Source organism: Actinoplanes sp. NBRC 101535 (genome assembly GCF_030269225.1).
In the GTDB taxonomy this organism is placed as follows: Bacteria; Actinomycetota; Actinomycetes; order Mycobacteriales; family Micromonosporaceae; genus Actinoplanes; species Actinoplanes rectilineatus.
The window spans coordinates 268,043-287,283 of record NZ_BSSY01000011.1 but is presented as its reverse complement, the minus strand read 5'-3'; the positions used below and the strand labels follow the sequence as shown (position 1 = coordinate 287,283).

12 protein-coding genes and 1 pseudogene are annotated in these 19,241 nt (G+C 66.2%); 4 read left to right on the top strand and 9 right to left on the bottom strand.

Annotation, left to right across the window (positions count from 1 at the left end; genetic code table 11):
* Positions 1-91: 91 nt before the first annotated feature.
* The 3 genes from QSK32_RS29110 to QSK32_RS45570 form a co-directional block, all read right to left on the bottom strand.
* On the bottom strand, positions 92-2,185 hold the full coding sequence (locus tag QSK32_RS29110) for a WD40 repeat domain-containing protein (RefSeq protein ID WP_285473723.1): 2,094 nt from the start codon (positions 2,183-2,185) through the stop codon (positions 92-94).
* Positions 2,186-2,390: 205 nt separating this feature from the next.
* Positions 2,391-2,678, bottom strand: coding sequence for a hypothetical protein (locus QSK32_RS29105; RefSeq protein WP_285473722.1), 288 nt, complete (start codon positions 2,676-2,678; stop codon positions 2,391-2,393).
* 245 nt (positions 2,679-2,923) lie between these two features.
* Entirely contained in the window at positions 2,924-3,274 is a 351-nt protein-coding gene (locus tag QSK32_RS45570) for an Imm1 family immunity protein (RefSeq protein ID WP_353050997.1), read from the bottom strand.
* Here QSK32_RS45570 and QSK32_RS29100 point away from each other — a divergent pair.
* The gene (locus QSK32_RS29100) at positions 3,245-3,412 is read left to right on the top strand and encodes a hypothetical protein (RefSeq protein WP_245674397.1); all 168 of its coding nucleotides are present in this window, start codon (positions 3,245-3,247) and stop codon (positions 3,410-3,412) included. The genes QSK32_RS45570 and QSK32_RS29100 overlap by 30 nt on opposite strands.
* On the opposite strand, the pseudogene QSK32_RS45565 reads toward QSK32_RS29100, so the two are convergent.
* Both QSK32_RS45565 and QSK32_RS29095 read right to left on the bottom strand, forming a co-directional pair.
* Positions 3,364-3,603, bottom strand: a pseudogene (locus QSK32_RS45565) (DddA-like double-stranded DNA deaminase toxin); the annotation flags it as partial. The gene QSK32_RS29100 and the pseudogene QSK32_RS45565 sit on opposite strands and share 49 nt — an antisense overlap.
* Positions 3,604-3,613: 10 nt before the next feature.
* Positions 3,614-4,639, bottom strand: coding sequence for a polymorphic toxin-type HINT domain-containing protein (locus QSK32_RS29095; RefSeq protein WP_285473728.1), 1,026 nt, complete (start codon positions 4,637-4,639; stop codon positions 3,614-3,616).
* Positions 4,640-4,694: 55 nt separating this feature from the next.
* On the opposite strand from QSK32_RS29095, the gene QSK32_RS29090 reads away from it, so the two are divergent.
* The gene (locus QSK32_RS29090) at positions 4,695-4,886 is read left to right on the top strand and encodes a hypothetical protein (RefSeq protein ID WP_285473721.1); all 192 of its coding nucleotides are present in this window, start codon (positions 4,695-4,697) and stop codon (positions 4,884-4,886) included.
* A 24-nt stretch (positions 4,887-4,910) separates the two neighbouring features.
* Here QSK32_RS29090 and QSK32_RS29085 read toward each other — a convergent pair whose 3' ends face one another.
* Together QSK32_RS29085 and QSK32_RS29080 are read right to left on the bottom strand one after the other, a co-directional pair.
* Complete coding sequence (locus tag QSK32_RS29085; RefSeq protein ID WP_045748564.1) at positions 4,911-5,282, bottom strand: hypothetical protein; 372 nt, start codon at positions 5,280-5,282, stop codon at positions 4,911-4,913.
* An 8-nt stretch (positions 5,283-5,290) separates the two neighbouring features.
* On the bottom strand, positions 5,291-16,921 hold the full coding sequence (locus QSK32_RS29080; protein WP_285473720.1) for a ricin-type beta-trefoil lectin domain protein: 11,631 nt from the start codon (positions 16,919-16,921) through the stop codon (positions 5,291-5,293).
* A gap of 214 nt (positions 16,922-17,135) precedes the next feature.
* Between QSK32_RS29080 and QSK32_RS29075 the strand changes: the two genes are divergently transcribed.
* Positions 17,136-17,591 carry a type 1 periplasmic-binding domain-containing protein gene (locus QSK32_RS29075; protein WP_157411326.1) on the top strand — a complete coding sequence of 152 codons (456 nt, stop codon included), beginning with the start codon at positions 17,136-17,138 and terminating at the stop codon, positions 17,589-17,591.
* Positions 17,592-17,594: 3 nt separating this feature from the next.
* Here the strand turns inward: QSK32_RS29075 and QSK32_RS29070 are convergent, their stop codons facing one another.
* A complete protein-coding gene (locus QSK32_RS29070; RefSeq protein WP_285473719.1) occupies positions 17,595-18,173 on the bottom strand; it encodes a TetR/AcrR family transcriptional regulator in 579 nt (192 codons plus the stop codon).
* 82 nt (positions 18,174-18,255) lie between these two features.
* On the opposite strand from QSK32_RS29070, the gene QSK32_RS29065 reads away from it, so the two are divergent.
* Positions 18,256-18,981: an SDR family oxidoreductase gene (locus QSK32_RS29065; RefSeq protein ID WP_285473718.1), complete on the top strand. Its 726-nt coding sequence runs from the start codon at positions 18,256-18,258 to the stop codon at positions 18,979-18,981.
* A 21-nt stretch (positions 18,982-19,002) separates the two neighbouring features.
* Here the strand turns inward: QSK32_RS29065 and QSK32_RS29060 are convergent, their stop codons facing one another.
* Complete coding sequence (locus tag QSK32_RS29060; protein ID WP_285473717.1) at positions 19,003-19,230, bottom strand: hypothetical protein; 228 nt, start codon at positions 19,228-19,230, stop codon at positions 19,003-19,005.
* Positions 19,231-19,241: the final 11 nt, after the last annotated feature.

Genomic DNA, 19,241 nt, shown 5'->3' with positions numbered 1-19,241 from the left:
TTGTGAAGCGTAGAGAACTCCATCTTCACCGATGTGATCTCACCCGCCGCCTTCGCCTCCACAGAGGCCACTATCCCCGTGAATCACCAGGTCACGGCCTCGTCATCAGACAACGCAATCGCCCTGGGGCCTGCTCAGACCAACCATGTGGCGGCCTGGCTCGAATCACATCATTGCCAACGGCGACGAGGAGGTCGCCATCTTCGGTAACTGCAATACTACTTGGCGACTCGGGCAACTGCAGAGGAGAACACAACTGATCACCGGATTCGACATCAACAAGGGAAACAGTTCCGTCGTCTCGGGCGATATAGGCAGCTGGCCAGGAAACGATCGCCAACGAAACGACCGGCGGACCAATCAAATCCGGGCCGACCGGCTCACCCGTAAGGCCAGAGGCCCACATTGTTCGCCGACCTCCGGCTCGATCAGCGAAATTTCCCACCAAAAAGTGGTCACCATCCATAGCCTCCACGAAGTAACCGTCGAGACGATCAATAGATTCGGGCGGCACCTTCAGGTCGTCTAGACGGAATATCTCCGGAGGGCGGCCAACCGCTGATATCACTGCAACCGGATCTCCGTCGACCACCCTCGTCAGCAATCGAAACGTACCCCCATATTTCCGGACCTCGTCGAGGAGCGCGCCGTCGATTGCCCGCCAAACTTGCAGGAGTCCGCGATCAGCCGTCACCAGCACCCGCTCACCACGCACCACGGCTATGGCCAAATCCTTGATTTGCGGAACGCTTAATTCGATAGATGGAGTCATCTCGGTACCGCTCGTGAGATTCCACCGCTGCAGCCACCGGTGAGAAGCCTTGGTAGACCCCGCCCCGGTCCCGGCCATCACGTTCTGCTCGTCCTCCCAGACGGCCAGTGATTTGAATCCCGGAATGCCAGTGTGTGTCACCTGGCCGGCCAGAACACCACTTTCGGATCGGCGAACCATAAGCGTGCCACCATCATCAGCACAGACCACCACCCCAGGAACAGTCGCGTCCAGCAAGACGACTTTAGCCTCGTTGCCCGCCAACTGCCTATCTGGAACCTTCGGATTCCACAAGCCGAGCATTCCGTCTTCGGCCGACCCCGTCACCAGCCAGTCCTGACCGTCATATCGAAGTGACGCCAGTACCGCCTTATGTACAGGTCCCGACAGCGGCGGCCCCGCCGGTTCCCCTCTCATGAAATCCCACAGATGAATTCGCCATCTTGTCGGCACCGCCAGCATTCCACCCACCATCGCCGGCTTGGGTCGGCCGCAGCGACCACCCCACACCCGCCCTCGATACTCCGAGAAGTCGTCGACATGAGCATCGATCCGGCAACCTGTTCGAGCACCACTGTTGACGTCGAACATGACAATCTCTCGCGAGCCGGTCACGACCGCCAGCACATCCCTGCCATCCACGTTCGCCAGAACCACGCCTGCAACGGCGCCGAGATTCCCCTTTCCCTCGATGGACAGCGGCAGCCTCTCACCCACCTGGGCATCCCACAGAAAGAGATCTCGGCCCGCGGTCACCACCACCCGCCGTCCGCTACTCAGCAGCCCTCCACAGATCGCCAACGTTCCTGGTGAGTCGAGGATGCTCAGCAACTCACCGGTCACCAAATTCCAACGCTTCACCACGCCGTCGGCACTCAGCGTCACCACGATGCCGTCGTTGTTCATCTCCGCGAGGTGAAGATCCTCCACGGCTTCCGGCCCTGCACTCCACTCCAGTCTCGGCTCCAGCCCAGGTGTTTCCCATACTCGGACCACACCGTTCGTATGACCGGTCACGACAACTGATGTGCCCGCAAAGGAGCTCAGCGCTACAGCGGATGCGGTTTCGACTGACGCCGAGGTCAAACTCCCAGAAATCACATCCCAGAGCTGGAGGCGGTCCCCTGCCACAGTGTTCGGTTCGCTGCTGGTGAGCGCCGCCACCACAGGACTGTGCTCACCACCCGAACACACCGAGATCACCGCGGCTGTACGCACGAGGCTCACCAGGCGTGAGAGGTCCTGCCCTGTCGCCCAGACCGTGTTCCACAGCCCCGACACGCCCGCCTCCATTTCGAGATCCAAAAAAGAATCTTGCAGCTCGGTCTCCACCGTCCACCCCAGAAGATCCGAGTTCTCTTCGTTTCTCCACTCGACGTCACAGTTGTGGCCGAGGACCGGCGTTACTGTCATGGTCGACGCAGTCTCCGACAGAGCCGCCTAGGCCGTCGCCCGACGGTTGGCAGCCTGGAGAGTGGAACCAGGGCGATTGCGTTGTCTGATGACGAGGCCGTGACCTGGTGATTCACGGGGATAGTGGCCTCTGTGGAGGCGAAGGCGGCGGGTGAGATCACATCGGTGAAGATGGAGTTCTCTACGCTTCACAACCCCGAGGACCTCACCCGCCGATGGCATCATCTCTCATCACCGCACTGACCGTTACGGCACCCCACGCCGCCACCACATCAACTGCGGTCACCAAGGGTAACCGTGGCGTTCTGCTGGACGCGCTGGCGAAGAATGCGAATTCCGAGTTCGGCAGGTCGACCCCGACCCGCTCGCCGCGCCCACCGGCAAACGTTCCGACCTTCCGGATCTCGCGGCGCCCCGAGTCGATCTCGGCATACGTCTGATACAGCTCACCATCTCGGCGATGACGGTAATAGGTGGAAACATAGATTTTCATTGAAAATAATCCCGTTCAATTGCCTATATTCCAGCACAAGAATTCATTACCCTGGCCACAAACGGCGCTTTGACCCTCGTTTTCGGACCGTCAAGAGGAAGTTCCTCAGGCAAGCCCTTGACTCCAGGTCTCAGCCGCAGGAATCACCATCGGCACGACGCCGCGGTAAGCCGTCATGCGCCACAGCCGAGGCCGGCAAAGACTCGAAATCAACGACCTAAATCACCAGGGCACTCATCCGAATTTCATCGGAACTCGTGAGGCACCCACTTGATAACCGACGGCCTGACACCCCCTGATAGCACGAATTCTTTCAATGACTGGCGAATCACGTCGAGAGGAACCTCTGCATTTCCCGGGAACCCGTACGGGTATCCGACAAGGAGGTAGACTATTTCATTCTCGCGACCAGACTCGCCAACCGAGGAAAAGCTTCCCTTCTCATCCGTGAACCACATGACGCCCCGACCCCGAGCCTGACTGACTCCCACCAGTAACTCGTGATCGTCGACTCCAGACGGGAGTGCCTCTCGACCCAAAGAGTGGACCTGCGCCATGGAGGAGTCATGAGGCTCACCCAGGAGGGCATCGATCAACTGGTCAACCTCGTGCTCATCATGTATCGCGAACCTCCCAAAACGCTGATCCTCCCGGAACTGCGCTTCAGCACGAACCCGCTTTTCGGTCATTGGCCGGCCCTCCAGGGATTCACCCATCCAGAGCAGGCACCGTAGCAAAGTGCATCCATTTGCTTGTCATCCCCCCTCTTCCAATGGACCACCAGCCTCTGTTCTCTGTCCAGCATCTTGTTCAATACATCCCGACAGCCCCATTTTTGAGGACATGGACCACCCGGATGATTGATCACTACCTCCGCCCGCTTGCCTCTACCCAGCATCATCGCAAGTTTCGGTTCGATATGCCTTGCCGTCGGATTAGTAGAAAATCCCCCGGTAAAGCCCTTCTATATTTAGCACACGCTGCGCCTCAGCCTCGAGCAGCTGGTTCTCCGGGCCCTTGGTTCCGCTCGTCATATCGAAGAAATCACCGTCACCAATTTTTGCACGGCCTTGAATCTCACCCCCGTAAACATAGGGGTCCAGCGATTCGTATTCCGCCAGGAAAGCTTCTTTATCGAAACAATAATTGTTGTGGACGAGGACCGGTTCGTCGTCGGCGAGGACGTAGTACGTGTGGATCTCGGCGACGGTGAGGTCGCGCATGACCTTCGGGCCGGTGCGCTCGCGGACGTCGGTGACGTACTGGAGTTCACCGTCCGGGCCGGTCAGGGTCGACTTGCCGACGATCAGATCGGCGGCGTCGGTCCACTTACCGGTGGTCGCGTCCCAGAAGGGATGGTGTGACGTGGTCTCCAGGACCGACTCGGTCGGTCCGCGGGTACTACGTCCCCCTTCGCCCTCGCCCTCCGTCCGCACAGCCCCGTCGGCCGGCTTGCTGGACACCGTCACATCCACCAGGTCCAGGTCGCGGTTGGCGTGCAGAAGGGTGACCTCCCGCGCACCTTCCTGACCGGTGACCAGATCCTTCGCCTGAACCTCATCCCCGATGTTGATCTCAGCGATCGGCCGCACAGACCCGTCCGCCATCAACACCCGGGTCTCCGGGTCGAAACTGTGCCTCTTGCAGGCGACCGGGGCGTCCTGATCGGAGCCGTCCTGTTCGTTGGACCGGTCCGGTCGTTCCTCCCGCTCGCGCTGGTCGCGTTCAGGCTTCTGCTTGTCCTGGTGGGACTTGCTCGGCTTCGCCTTGTCGGGCTTGGCTTCCTTCTTCGGCGCGGTCTTCGGCTTCTGCTTCTGGGCCGGCTTGGAGGACTTCGCCTTCGTCGGCTTGGGTTTGGGCTTCGGCTTGGGTTTCGGCTTCGGCTTGGGCTTCGGCTTCTTCTTGACCGGGGGCTTTCGTTTCTTCTTCGGGACCTTCGGCTTCTTCGGCTTCTTCTTCATCACGTCGCCGAGGTACTGGTGCCCTGATCGGGCCACTCGGACTGTCAGAGACGTCATGTTCCGTGAGGATCTTCATCAGGCCCGGACCGGCACCAGATCCGCCGTCATAGCGACACTGCGTAACACCGCGATCGGCTGGCACCGCACCAACGGCGAAACCAACATCGCCCGTGCCGACCGACGCGCCGATCGCCGTTCAAAAGACCTCATCACGGCCGCGACCAGAAGCTACCCGAACACGCAATAGTCCTGGGATTTCATCCGTTGCCACTCATTCCTGCTCTCTCCAGGTGTATTCCTGAAGAAGTGAAGGGAAATCGTTGCCCTTGAGGAGAACCGTGAGGCCCATGTCTCGAGGAAGGATCGACCTTGTCGGCCATTCCACCCACTCACCCATCACCACGGCGCCCTGGGTCCCCTCGTCAGTGGACAAGGCGAGGTCGTAGAAGGTGTCGTCATGACCGATCGTCACGGTCGAGTAGGTGTCGTAGACACTGACGATGATGACATCATCGCCAGAGTCGTTCCACGTAAGACCGAAACAGTCGTCGCTCGGAAGTTCGCTCCAGACTCCGGGGAGCTCCGCCAGGGTGATCTCTCGAGTCCGGGACGGAGCAAACTCGTCAATAACTATCGTCGACATTCGCCATCCTACAAAATCCGGTCGGTCTTGTTCCAGATACCGATCAATCCATTTGGCCCGTACACATGCACTTCATCCAAGTCGAGCATTCTAGCGAACCCACGCATGCTGTTGCGACAAAAACTGCACGTGGCTCTGTCGGTGTACAGGAGACCGATGCCACCCTTGGCTCCGGCTTCCTTGGCCTGGTTGAACAGATGCCCCTCGGCATGGTCCTTGAAGGAAGGACCCATCAGGCGATGCCCCTTACCGGGGTAGAGACTGGCCCAAGCATTCTTGTGACTGCGCCCATGGAAGGTCTGGCCCGCGACGTCGAGACGCCCGAAGGTGTTCATCCTCGTCCACTTCCACGGCTTCCAGCCCTTTGCGATCTCCTCAGCACGAAGAGCATCCTCGTCGGCGACGGTCTGCACTCCGGCAGCTTCTCTGCGCTCTGCAACGTCGGCCGACGCCTCACAGAAGAATTCGTCGTTGTTGTGGACGAGGACCGGTTCGTCGTCGGCGATGACGTAGTACGTGTGGATCTCGGCGACCGTGAGGTCGCGCATGACCTTCGGGCCGGTGTACTCGCGGACGTCGGTGACGTACTGGAGTTCACCGTCCGGGCCGGTGAGAGTCGACTCGCCGGGGATCAGGTCGGCGGCGTCGGTCCATTCACCGGTGGTCGCGTCCCAGAAGGGATGGTGTGACGTGGTCTCCAGGACCGACTCGGTCGGTCCGCGGGTACTACGTCCCCCTTCGCCCTCGCCCTCCGTCCGCACAGCCGCATCCGCCGGCTTGCTGGACACGGTCACATCCACCAGGTCCAGGTCGCGGTTGGCGTGCAGGAGGGTGACCTCCCGCGCACCTTCCTGACCGGTGACCGGATCCTTCGCCTGAACCTCGTCACCGATGTTGATCTCAGCGATCGGCCGCACAGACCCGTCCGCCATCAACACCCGGGTCTCCGGGTCGAAGCTGTGCCGCGTCTTGCAAGCGACCGGGGCGTCCTGATCGGAGCCGTCCTGTTCGTTGGACCGGTCCGATCGTTCCTCCCGCTCGCGCTGGTCGCGTTCAGGCTTCTGCTTGTCCTGGTGGGACTTGCTCGGCTTCGCCTTGTCGGGCTTGGCTTCCTTCTTCGGCGCGGTCTTCGGCTTCTGCTTCTGGACCGGCTTCGACGGCTTCGCCTTGGCGGGCTTCGGCTTCGGCTTCGGCTTGGGTTTCGGCTTCGGCTTGGGCTTGGGCTTCTTCTTGACCGGGGGCTTTCGTTTCTTCTTCGGGACCTTCGGCTTCTTCGGTTTCTTCTTCATCACGTCGGCCAGGTGCTTGCGGGCCGCGCCGAGCAGCGCCTGGGCCCGCCGCATCACGGTGCGGGCGCCTTCGACGATTCGTTTCCACATCCGGTAGCCGCTGAAGGCCCGGTCCGCCGCCCGGTACAGCGACTTCGCCATCTTGATCGCCTTCAGCGGGCCGAGGGCGTTGCTCGCCAGGTCGACACAGTCCCACACCGAGCCGCCGAGGCAGCCGACCAGCGAGTTGTAGCCGATCATGTCGAGGAGCATGCCGATGCCGACGTTGATCAGGATGTCGAGCAGCGGGGTGTTGCTCTCCCGGTTGGCGCGCTGGTATTCGGCCTCCTGGCGGGCGATCTCGGTGCCGGCCGCCTTCATGTCCCGGTCGCGCTGGTCCATGGCGGCGTTGTACGACTTCATCTGCGCCTGGTAGTTGCGCATCGCGCAGGCGTAGTCGTATTCGCCGCACTTGCCGTCGACGGCGTTGCCGGTCGTGTCGGTGTTGCCGAGCGGGTCGCCTTCGGCGTACGCGAACCGGTTCGCCGCCCCGGAGGAGGGTGTCGCGCTGTTGTTCGCCGTGTCGCGGGTGTCGAACGCGCCGGTCTCCGGGTCGTACCAGCGGTTCCACATGTTGACCTTGCCGGTGCCCTGATCCGTCCACTCGGACTGATACCCGAGTTTGCCGACCATGCCGCCGCTGGCCAGGATCTTGCCCCACGGGTCATAGGACACCGACCCGGTCAGCGCGGTCCCGGTGTTGGTGAACTCGCCGACGACGTCCATGTGCGAGTCGACCCAGGCGTTCTTACCGGTGCCGCCGGAGCCGACGCCGACCAGGCCGTCGCCCGGGTCGTACACGTATCCGGTGGTCCCGTCGGCGGCCACGGTGTTGCCGAGTCCGGTGTAGGTCAGGTTCGGCTGGATCAGCCGGCCCAGTCCGTCGTATTCGTAGGCGGTGAACCCACCGGTCTTGGTGCTCTGGGAGAGGACCTGGTTGAACGCGTCGGCCCGGGTCTGCGCCACCACCCCGTTGGTGGTGGTCGAGGCCAGGGTGCCACGGGCGGTGTACGCGTAACTCGTGCCCGCCGAGTTCGACACCAGCTGGTTGCGCTGGTCGTAGGTGAACGTCGTCGTCCCGGCCTGCACCCGGTTACCCGACTTGTCGTACGCGTACACCACCGGCGTGACGCCGTTGTCCCACCCGACGAGGCGCCCGGCCAGGTCGTACTCGTAACTGTTGGTCGATGCCCCGTTGAACCCGGTCGTCGTCTTCGTCTTGACGTTGTCGCCGGCGTCGTACGTGTAGGCGATCTTCGCGATGCTGCCTCCGGTGGCGGAGGCGAGCGAGTCGGAGGTCACCCGGTGCAGGTTGTCGTAGCCGATCGACCGGACGTTGCCGCCGTACAGGATCTCCTTGACCTGGGAGAGGTCGTCGTACTTGTACTGCTGGTTGATCCCGGCACTGGGGTTGACCAGCGTGTCCAGGCGGCCGGCGGTGTCGTACTTGTAGGTGGTAGTGCCGGCCGCGTCGGTACGCCGGGTGAGCGCCCCGTCCTCGTTGTAACCGTAGGAGGAGGTCCCGGACACTCCGCCGATCTCGGTGACCAGGCCGCGGTCGTCGTAGGTGACCGTGGACTTGCCGGCCGTACCGGTGAACGAGGTGATCCGGCCGGCCAGGTCGTATTCGTAGGCCTTGTCCTTGGTGGCCACCTCGGCGCCGGTGCCGGTGCTGCGTTCGAGCCGGCCCATCACGTCGTACTTGTTGACGGCCGTCACCCCGCCCGGCGAGTCGGCCCGGACCAGTTGGCCGGCCGCGTCGTAGGACATCGTGAAGGTCCGGTCGTCCGGGTTGTTCGCCGTCGCCGGTTCCACCTGGGTGGCGACCATGCCCCACGGGTTGTACGTGGTGACGAACCGGTTGCCCCGGCCGTCGGTGAACCGGGTCTGCTGGCCCGCCGCGTCGTACCCGAAGGTGGTGGTGATCGCGTCGGACGCGCTGATCGGCTCCTTCTGGCTGGTCAGCTGGCCGAGGACGTCGTACTCGAACTCCTTCTTGGTGCCGCGGGCGTCGACCGCGGTGAGGAGGTTGCCGGTCCGGTCGTAGGTGGCGCTCTGCGTGCGCAGTTGCGTCCCAGTGGCCGAGAACTCCGCCGTCGACGTGCTCTGACCGGCGAAGTCGTAGGCGAAGGTGGAGTACGTCCCGTCCGGGGCGGTCACCTTGACCGGCCGGCCCGCGCCGTCGTACCGGCTGGTCGAGGTCTTCCCCGCCCCGTCGGTGACCGCGACCGGCTCACCGGCCGCGTTGTAGACGGTCTTCGAGGTCACCTTGCCCGCCGAGGTGACCGTCGTCGGCCACGGGCTGTTGGTCCCGTAGTCGAAGGTGGTCACGTAGGACGTACCCGTCTGACGCACCTTGTCGGTCGAGGTGAGCGTGCGGCCCAGGTAGTCGAAGGTCGACTCGGCCTGCGCCCCGTTCGGGTCGGTCTCGGTGAGCAGCTCACCGTTGTAGCTGTAGGTGTACTTGGTGACGCCCTCGTCCGGGGCGGTCACCGCGGTCACCCGGCCCAGCTGGTCGTAGGTGTAGCTGGTGACGGCGCCGAGCGGGTCGGTGGTGGAGAGGATCTGGCCGACCCGGTTGTACTTGACGCTCGACGTCGGCGTCAGCACCTCGCCGGTGTCCGGCCGTTTGTAGGACGGCAGCTGGGTCTCCACCACCTGGCCGGCGCCGTCGTAGCGGGCGATCGTCACGTTGCCGTGCGGGTCCCGCTCCTCGGTCACCTCGCCGAAGGTGTTGTAGCCGATCGCGCTGTTCGAGATCGTCAGGCCCGGGTTGCCCTCGCCCTCGACGACGGTGACCGGGGGCAGGGTGCTCTGCGCGGCCCGGCCCACCTCGTCGTTGGTGATGTAGGTGGTGGCGGCGAGCGCGTCGGTCACCGAGGTGACCGACCCGTCCCTGGTCAGGCCGTAGGTGTTGCGGCTGACCTTGGCATCGGCCGCCGGTTCGCCGCCGGCTGCGACCTCGGCGAGCTCCGAAGCGCTCAGGACCTTCTGGTACGCACGGACGTCGTCGATCTGCCCGATGAAGAGTCCGGTGGTCGCCGTCTCGGCACCGACCCGCAGTTCGGTGGCCTGGTTGTTGAACTGCTTGTCCGTGGTGATCGTGGCGGTGTTGACCCCGTTGACGTACAGCTTCGCCGACCGGGTGCCGGTCGTCGCCGGGTCCACCGTCACGGTCAGGTTCGTCCACGTCGCGGCGGCCGCGCTGGTGGTCGACGCGCTGGTCAGCCAGGAGGTGGTGCCGTCGTCGTTGCGGACGGCCATCGAGATCTGCCAGGCGGTGGAGGCCTGGTCGTAGTAGACCTTCAGCGCCGAGCTGTCGATGTCGCCGGGCATCACCATGACGAACCGGTTGGCGTTGCGGGCGCTCAGCCTGGCCCAGGAGCTGATCGTGTACGGCTGCAGCGTGTCCACCGGCGCCTTGCCGCTGATCATGCCGCCGGCGGTGGGGAAGGAGGCCGCCCCGCCGCGTTCGGTGGACCAGGTGACCGTGCCGCTCGCCGTGCCCGGGTTGTTGCCGGTCGCGTCGGTGGCGGTGACCCCGGTGGTCTCGTTCATCGTCCACCGGGTGGTGGGCGTCAGGCTCGCGCTCAGGTACGCCGTCTCCTGCTTGAGCCGGCCGAGACGGTCGTACATCTGGTCGGACCGGCCGAGCAGGTTGCTGCCCTCGTACAGGCTGGTGGAGAGGACCTCGTCCTCCGGCGAGTACCGGAAGGCGGTGGTCCGGTCCCGGGCCCCGGCGGTGTCGCCGGTCTCCTCGGGCAGGTCCAGGGTCGCGGTCAGCGGGCGACCACCGACGTCGAAGGTCCGGGTGGTGCTGGTCAGCCCGTCGTTGGTGACCTGGGTGACCTCGTTGCCCGCGGCGTCGTACGTGTTGCGTTCCATCACGAACGACTTGCCGGTCTTCGGGTCCTTGCGGGTGACCGTGACGAGCAGGTTGTTGTCGGTGTACGTGTACTCGTTGACCCAGCCCATGGCGTCGGTCTCGGACGCCAGCCGGCCGGCGTCGTCGTACGCCATCGACTGGAGGGTGAGGTCCTTCTGGCCGTCGGGCAGCTTCGGCTCCCCGGTCCAGTTCTCCACGATCGTGGCCAGCTCGTTGCCGGACGCGTCGTAGGTGGTGCGGACCGAGCTGCCGTCGTCATGGGTCTGCCGGATCACCCGGCCGAACCCGTCGTAGTCGTACGTGACGACGTTGTTCAGCTGGTCGGTCTCGCTGGCCCGGCGGCCGTAGCCGTCGATCTCATAGGTGACCGACCGCGGTGCGTCGCCACCGGTCGCGTCCGTGATCGTCTCGCCGGTGAGCAGGCCGTCGACGTTGTACGACAGGGTCGTCACCGGCGTGTGCACCGCACCGGTCACGTGGTTGGTGATCGCCGGGTCCCGGGAGGTCACCACCCGGTCCTGCCGGTCGTGCTCGTACGTGGTGGTCGCGCCGGCGACGCCGTCGACCACCTCGATCTCCTTGGTGGTGCGGCCCAGGCCGTCGTACTCGTACCGGGTGACCATCCCGGCCGGGTCCTTCACCTCGGCGACGTCGCCGTTGGCCAGGTAGAGGATGGTCTGCTGGCCGCCACCGGGTTTGATCGCCCGCCAGGGCAGGCCGGCGGGCGGGACCGCACCGTTGTAACCGCCGGCGGTTCCGGTGCCGTCGGTGTACGCGATCGTGGTCCGGCGGCCCAGCGGGTCGACCTGGCCGGTCCGGTTGCCGGCCGTGTCGTACGTGTACTCGGTCAGGTACGTGTTGTCGGTGTTCGACGTGGAGCCCGGGCCGCGCTGGGTGATCACCCGGTCGTTGAGCACGTTGAACGCCGGGTTGGCCGTGGTGGCGTCCGGATAGTAGGTGGAGTAGGTCGTCGTGCACTTGTTCGCGGACCGGTCCTGGCAGGTGGTCACGGATACGACGTTGCCGCGGACGTCGTGCTCGTTGACCGTCATGTTGCCCAGCGGGTCGGTCACCGTGCGCAGGTAGCCCTTGCCGCTGTAGCCGTACCGGGTGGCCTTGCCGCGTTCGTCGACCTCGGCGACCTTCCGGCTGTAGATCAGGTCGTTGATGGTCGTCGTGGACGAGTTCTCCGGGCCGGCGACCACGTAGTCGACCTCGCCGGACGCCGTCGCCTTCGCCGCGTCCCGGGCCTTGAACTGGTACGAGACCTGCGCGGCCTCCAGCTCGCCGGGGTAGAACGCCACCTCGGCGGCGGCACCGGTGAGGTAGTTCATCCCGAGGGTGCCGCCGGTGCCGAGCAGATCGGTCCAGTCCCAGTGGCTGTACCCGGCGCCGACGTAGAAGTCCGGCCGGACGGCGGGAACGGTGAACGGGGTCCCGCCCGCCCACTGGCTCTTCTCGCCGTCGACGTACAGGGACTGCACGCCACCCGCGACGGTGAGCGCGGCGTGGTGCCACTTGCCGTCGTTGACCAGCTTCGCCTGGCTGTTCAGGCCGAAGGACCAGGTCTGGCGGGGCGGGGGCTTGGCCTCGCAGGTGTAGAGAAGGGCGTCGGTGCCGATGGCGACCTCGGTCTTCTCGTTCTTGTTCATCGGGAGGGTGAGGCACTTGCCGGAGTTGGGGTTGCGCAGCCCGCCCGCGAACGGCTTCCACACCTGCGCCACACCGCCGTTGCAGGTGTAGAGCTGGATGACCGTGCCGTCGTCCTTGCCCGAACTCTTCACGTCGAGGCATTTGCCGAACGCCTGGAAGGTGCCGGTGCCGCTGCTGCCGACGGTGAACGTCCAGCTCTGCGCGGTGGTGCCGTTACAGGTGTACAGCTGGACCGGGGTGCCGTCGGCGGTACCGGAGGACTGCACGTCCAGGCACTTGCCGTTGTACCCGGCACTGATCGGGCCGGTCGGGTTGTTCGCGGGGGCGAGTCCGCGCAGCCGCCCGCCGGAGTCGACCCAGAGGACCGGCGAGACGGTACGCCCGGTGACCGCCTTGGACTCGCCGAGCAGGATGCCGCTCGACCCGGTCCGGAACCACAGCGAGGTGGAGGCGTTGCCGGTGGGCAGGATGCCGTCCGGCAGGTCCACGTACGACTTGGTCGTCCCGCCCGGGAACTGTGCGGCGGTCGCGGCCGCCCCGAACGGTCCGGCCTCCGCACCCAACTGGACGTTGCTGTACGTGGCGGTGCTGCCGTTGACCTCGTTGACCGCGTCGGTCACGCCGGTCTCGGCCATCCGCCAGTAGTTGGTCGGCGCATCGCCGAGCACGGCGCTCTCGTACACCTTGGGGGTGCGCCCGATGGTCGGCGCGGCCGGTTTCCACACCGCGCCGTTGCCGTCGGTGAGCTGGCTGACCCGCCCGGTGACGGTGTCGTAGGCGACCGTGGCGGTCCGCTGCTGCGAGGGGCGGAGCACCGCGGTGAGCTGGCTGCGTTCCGCCCGGGCGGCCCAGATGTCGGCGACGACCTGGCCGTCGATCGCCGTGTCGTAGAACGCGACGTCGGCGAGCGAACCGGTGAAGAAGTCCTTCGCACCCTTGTTGGTGCCCGCGGTCGACCGCGACTGGTTGGGCCAGGCGCCACCGAGGAAGCCCGAGCCGAGGTACGAGGCCGCCGCGCTCATGTCCTGCACGGTGATGCCGGTCTCGGAGGCGACCAGGGTCCCGTCGAGGTACATCTGCTGGGTGTTGCCGGTGGTGTTGAGGACCACGTGGTGCCAGGTGCCGTCGGTGACGGCGGCGGTCGACTTGAGCGCGGTGTGGGCGCGGGCGAAGTACGACTGGTCGGCCTTGCGCTGCTTGCCGCATGCCCAGATCTGCATCTCGGCGCCGGCCGTGACTCCCTCGCCGACCGAGTCCATGCAGTACCCGGACTGGTCGCCGATGATCTGGCCGTCGGCCTGCACGTCCCACTTCTGGTTGGCGCCGCCGTGGCAGTCGAAGCTGATGATGTCGGCGCCGTTGACCGATTCGCCGCCCTGGACGTCGACGCACTTCACGGCGCCGCCGGTGGTGACCTGCAGCTCCCGGTCGGCGGTCCAGGTGAAGGTCTGGTTGGCCGCGCCGGTGCAGTTGGCGATGGCGAGCCGGACGCTGTTCGCGGAGGAGTTGCCCGGAACGGTGAGGCACTGCCCGTTGCCGGAGGCGGTCAGCGTGCCCAGGACGGTCCCGGTCTTCGGCGCCTTCGGGAAGGTGCCCTGCAGGTATCCGTCCGAGCCGACGTAGAGCGTCGGGTTGTAGGCGCCGTTGGTGGTCGCCCCGGTCTCCCACGACTGGCCGTAGAGGACGCCGTCGCCGCCGCCGGACGACTTGAACCACATGCTGATCGCCTGGTTGGCGGCGTCGCCGTCCAGGTCGGCCGGCAGCTCGACCTCGGCGCTGCTGCCGTTGAAGCCGGCCGCCGTCGCCGTCGAGCCGGTCAGCGGGCCGGTCTGGCCCAGGGTGACGTTCTTGTACTTGCCGTTGTCGGTGCCGCCGTTCTCCAGCATCGTGCTGGCCGCGGTGTCTCCGCTGGTCTCGGTCAGCCGCCAGTACGAGTGCGGGCGGCTGTTGGTGACCGCCGTCTGGTACGGCGATCCGGTGCCGTACTGGTAGGTGTGACAGTCGCTTCCGTTGCCGGGCGGGCACACCTTGGTCAGGTTGTTGCCGGTGTACTCGTACCCCCAGGTGCTCACCGAATTCGCGTCGCCGGGGACGGCCGGGTCGGAGGAGATGGAGGCGACCCGGGCCGGGGTCGTGCTGGTCCAGGTGACGGTGAGGGACCGGCCCGACGCCGCGGTGATCGAGGACAGCTTGGTGCCGGTGTAGGTGAACGTCTGCGCGCGGCTGGACGAGTCCTTGATCGTGCTGATCGCGTACCGGCCCGACCCGAGGTAGCGGGCGAACTCGTAGGTGGTGCCGTCCTTCTCGGTCATCCGGTAGCCGCCACCGGTGATGGTGGTGAAGTTCGAGGCCCGGCCGGCCGGTGATCCCCAGGTCCCGTCGTTGTTGCGCCCGTACGCGAGTTCCCGCCCGTCCGGATAGGTGATCACCACGGTGTTGATGATCGTCAGGCCGTTCGCGTCCTTGGCGTACCTCTCCACCGCCTTGGCGTCGATCACGCTGGACCAGCCGGTGCCGAACGCCTGCGTGGTCCGCGGGTCGATGCTGTTGTAGAACCGGTTGATCTCCAGCGGCGGGCCGACCGTGTTGATCATCGCGTCCCGGGCCGCGGTGGTGTAGTTGCCGCCGACCGGATCGAAGCCCTTGTCCGAGTTCTGCGACAGCCCGGAGGTGACCGACGGCTGGGGTACCGGCGTGACCAGCAGGTGTTTCGTCTGGCTCTTCGCGTTGTCCTTGAGGCTGTCGGAGACGACCACCGACCAGTAGTAGTTCTCGCCCCACTCCAGGACGCCGGCCGGGACCACCCAGTTCTTCTTCTTGATCTTTCCGGAGCTGGTGATCCGGGTCTTCGCGTCCTTCTGGTAGACGATGAACTCGTACTGGATCGACTTCGGCCACTCGTCCGGGTCGTGCGCGTCGGCGATCAGCTCCGGCGACAGCGTCGCCACCGGTGCGCCGTACGCCGGGTACTGCTCGTCGACCTGCGGTTCCTGGTTCTCGTCGTAGGTCATCTGCAGGTACGGCGTGTTACCCCAGTCGTCGTCGTTGCGGGAGTTGAACCGCTTCCACGCCGTCTTGTCGGTCTCCGACGCGGTCAGCGCCAGGCCGTAGTTGGGGATCGCGCCGGTCGACCAGCCGTTGAAGGTGGTGGCGTTCAGGTCCACCGACCGCCACTTGCCGACGCCCCGGTTCGACTCGGTGTTGGTGCAGGCCGGGTAGTTGTCGTCGATCTCCAGGGTGCCGATCGCCCCGGAGTACGCCGGCCCCTTGTCCAGGTTGCTGGCGGCGCCCTCACCGATGGAGTCGTTCGACCACGCCTCGTTGATCCGCCGCACGTAGACCGGCTTGTGGCTGGTGCAGTCGTAGGACCAGGTGTGGAACAGGAACAGCTTGGCCGAGTAGATCTGGGTGCCGGCCAGGCCGATCTTGTCGTCGTCGAACTCGGTGAAGGCCATGAACGAACGGGAGACGGTGCTGCCGTCCCAGGTGCCGACCGGCAGGTTGTTGGCGTTGTCGTGCTCCAGGGTCGACGCGTCGTTGTCCGCGAAGGTGTCGCCGGTGTCGTAGATCTGCCAGGTCGTCGGGTCGATCCGCACCGGGTACCGGCGGGCCGGGTCGGCGAGCCAAGCCGCGTCGGCGGTCACCTTGAGCGCCTGCCCGCCGTCGATGTCGATCAGCTGGTAGTCGACGTCCCAGGAACGCGTGAGGGCGCCGGACGCGGGGTGGATCTTCGAGTCCTCCATGAAGCCCCGCGGCACCTCGAGGACCGGATCGCCCTGCGGGTCGATCAGTTCGAGCGCGCCGTTCTCGCCGGGCCGGACGGTCAGGCCGTCGGTGTGCAACGGGAAGATCCACTCGTTGCCGGCCGGCGGTGCCTTCAGGACGATGGTCTCCTTGACACCGCTGCCGAAGGTCCGCAGTTCGAGGTCGGTGCCGGGCAGGATCTCCGGGTAGGTCGCGGTGCGGCCGTCGACGACCGCCGTCACGTCGGCGGCACCGTCCAGGTTCCAGGCGATGGTGTGCCCGTCCTCGGTGGTCACCGAGGCGAGAGCGTCGTCGGCCGAGTCCGGGGCGGCCGGCTCGTCGGCCGCGGCCGGCTCGTCGGCCGCGGCCGGTTCCTCCGCCGCGGCCGGGTCGGACGTGCTCGGGCTCGGCGTGGGCTCCGCGGCGGCACGGGCCGGGGCTTCGGTGGCGGTGTCACCGCCGGACGCGGTCACCCCGAGGGTGACGTCGATCGAGTTGGCCGCCATCGACAGCCGGCCGTCCCGGCGTACCAGAGTGGCGTCGATCGGCAGGTAGGAGCCGTCCGACGCGCGGTAGTTGATCCGCTCCTGGTGGACGTTGCGGGTGATGGTGCCGTCGGTGTTCTCGAAGGCGTCGACGGTCTCGCTCGACCTTTTCGGGAGCCGCTTGCTGGTCGCCTCGTCGAAGGCGTTCTCCGGGTCGGTGGCCTGCGGCGTGGTGAACTCACCCCGGTCGACCACCGGTGGCGGTGCCGCCGCGTCGACCGCGCCGATGCCCTTGCCGGGCTTCGTGCCGGCGCCGACATCGGCCTGCGTCTGATCCGCGGAGACGTAGTGCTCGCGATCGTCGGCCCCGCCGGCCCACTCCTGCAGCGGCATCCCGACGACCGCGGCGAACGCGGCCGGCTGGCGTAGCGCCGCGAGGATTCCGGACAGCGGCCAGCCGCCCTCCTCGGGAATGACCTCCGGTGGAACGCCGAGCGACAGGCCGACGGCCAGCGCGGTGACAGCAGCTAAGCGCCGCCTCATAGTGAGCCCCGTTCTCACAGCATGCTTTCAGGCATCGCGAAGCATGAATCAAGGAGATCAAGGTATGCAAGATCTTGATTTGCTGTCCGTGAGCATCTAACGTCGCTGCGTGCCCACAAAGGCGAGGTCATCTCGCAACCGCTCATCGTCGACAGTGGCGAGGATCACAGCCCATCCACGATGGATGATCGCCGGGGCGGTAACGGTGACGGCCGTGATCGCCGGCCTCACCACCTGGGCCCTGTGGCCGGAGCCGCCGCGTCAGCGCGAATACCTCGACGCGACCGCCTGCCTGCTCACCGACGAGAAGGGTGTCACCGGCGAGGCACAACCGGTCTGGACCTCCATGCAGGAGGCCTCGGTCGCCGCCCTGGTCCGGGTGCAGTACCTTCAGGTCCAGGGCCCGCAGACGGCCCGCAACGCGACCGCCTTCGCCACCTCACTGGCCGGCGGACGATGTGGCGTGATCTTCTCGGTCGGCGCGGCCCAGACCGAGGCGGCCACCGCGGTCGCCCCCGGCTACCCCACCGTCCGGTTCGTCAACGTCGGCGAGGGCAACGCCACCCCACCGGCGAACGTGCAGGTGATCCCGGCATCCGCCCCGGACACCCTCGGTGCCGAGATCAAGCAACACATCGCAGCCCTGGCCGAGGCGTCCGCCGAGGGCTGAGAATCAGCTGAACAGCCCGGCCGTCGCCATGGTCACGCGGCGGCGGGCGGCCGCCTCCTCGTCGCGGAACCGGTCGACGGCCCACGACAGTGCGAGCACCAGCTCGTACACCTCATCGGGTGTGATGTCGGCAGCCGCCACCCCGTCGGCCTGAGCGGCCGCGAGTAGCACCCCGGTCCGCGCCAGCAGTGGATCGTAGGTCTCCTTCATCGGCGACGTCTCGTCCCGCAGCGCCGTGGCCAGGCAGTACGGCAGGTCGTGCCAGATCCGCAGCCGCCAGGTGAGCAGGATCAGCCACTCGCCGAGCGCCTCCCGCGGCGACAGGGACGAGGCCAGCGCATCCGCCTCCGCCAGCGCCTCCGTGATGGACGTCGCCATGATCGCCGCGAGCAGGTCGTCGCGGGTCGGGAAGTTGCGGTAGAGCGTGGCGTTGCCGACGCCCGCGCGCAGGGCGATCCCGTCCAGGGACGTCATCACCCCTTCGGCCTCGAACACTTCACGGGCGGCGTCGAGGATCGCGTCGCGGTTGCGCTGGGCGTCAGCGCGCAGAGGTCGCTTGGCCGCGTTCCGGGCAGTCGCCATCGACACATCCTCCTTGACTAAGTGGGGACTCTCCCCACATAGTTCTTTCCGGGGGCACTCCCCACTTGCTGAAGGAGTTTAGATGACCACGACACTCGACGGCCGCACCGTGCTCGTCACCGGCGCCAACGGCGGCCTCGGCGAGGAGTTCGTCCGGCAGGCCGTGGCGCGAGGCGCGGCGAAGGTCTACGCCGCCGCCCGCTCGCCGCGACAGTGGGACGACACCCGGATCCACCCGCTCACCCTCGACGTCACCGCGGAGCAGGACGCCGTCGTCGCAGCTCAGGCCGCCCCCGACGTGGACCTGGTGATCAACAACGCCGGGATCGCGCCGGCCGGCGACTCGATCTCCGGGCCCGAACAGGAGCTGCGCCGGATCTTCGAGACCAATTTCTTCGGTACGCTCCGCGTCGCCCGCGCCTTCACCCCGGTGCTCGCGGCCAACGGCGGCGGCACGCTGGTCAACATCCTCTCGTCGGCCGCCTGGGCCACCATGCCCACCGGGTACGCGGCGTCGAAAGCCGCCGCCTGGTCGGCCACCAACGCGTTGCGCGTCGAGCTGGGCGCCCAGGGCACCCAGGTGGTCGGCCTGCTCGTCGGCATGATCGACACCCCGATGTCGGCGCGCTGGGACGTCCCCAAGGTGAGCCCGGCGAGCGTGGTCACCCAGGCGTACGACGCGGTCGGCGCCGGCACGCTGGAGGTGCTGGCCGACGAGACGACCCGTTACCTCAAGTCGCGGATGAACACCCCGGGCGAGGAGCTCTACCCCTGGATCGGCGAGCAGATCGCCGCGATCGTGCCCTGAGGCGAGCAGATCGTGCCCTGATCAGGCCTTCGGGTCGTGGACGGCCTCGCTCAGCCGCCGCTGCTCGGCCCGGGGCAGGGAGTCACCGTCGGCGATGTTCATCGCCCACGGCGTCGTGCACGGACCCTCGTGGTCCCGGTCCGGACAGAGGGCGTGGACGATACGGTCGGTGAGGACCTCCATCTCCGCGGCGGTCGCGATCACCGGGATGGTGATCCGCCACAGACGGGCCCCACTTGATTCACTCACCACGGCACCAA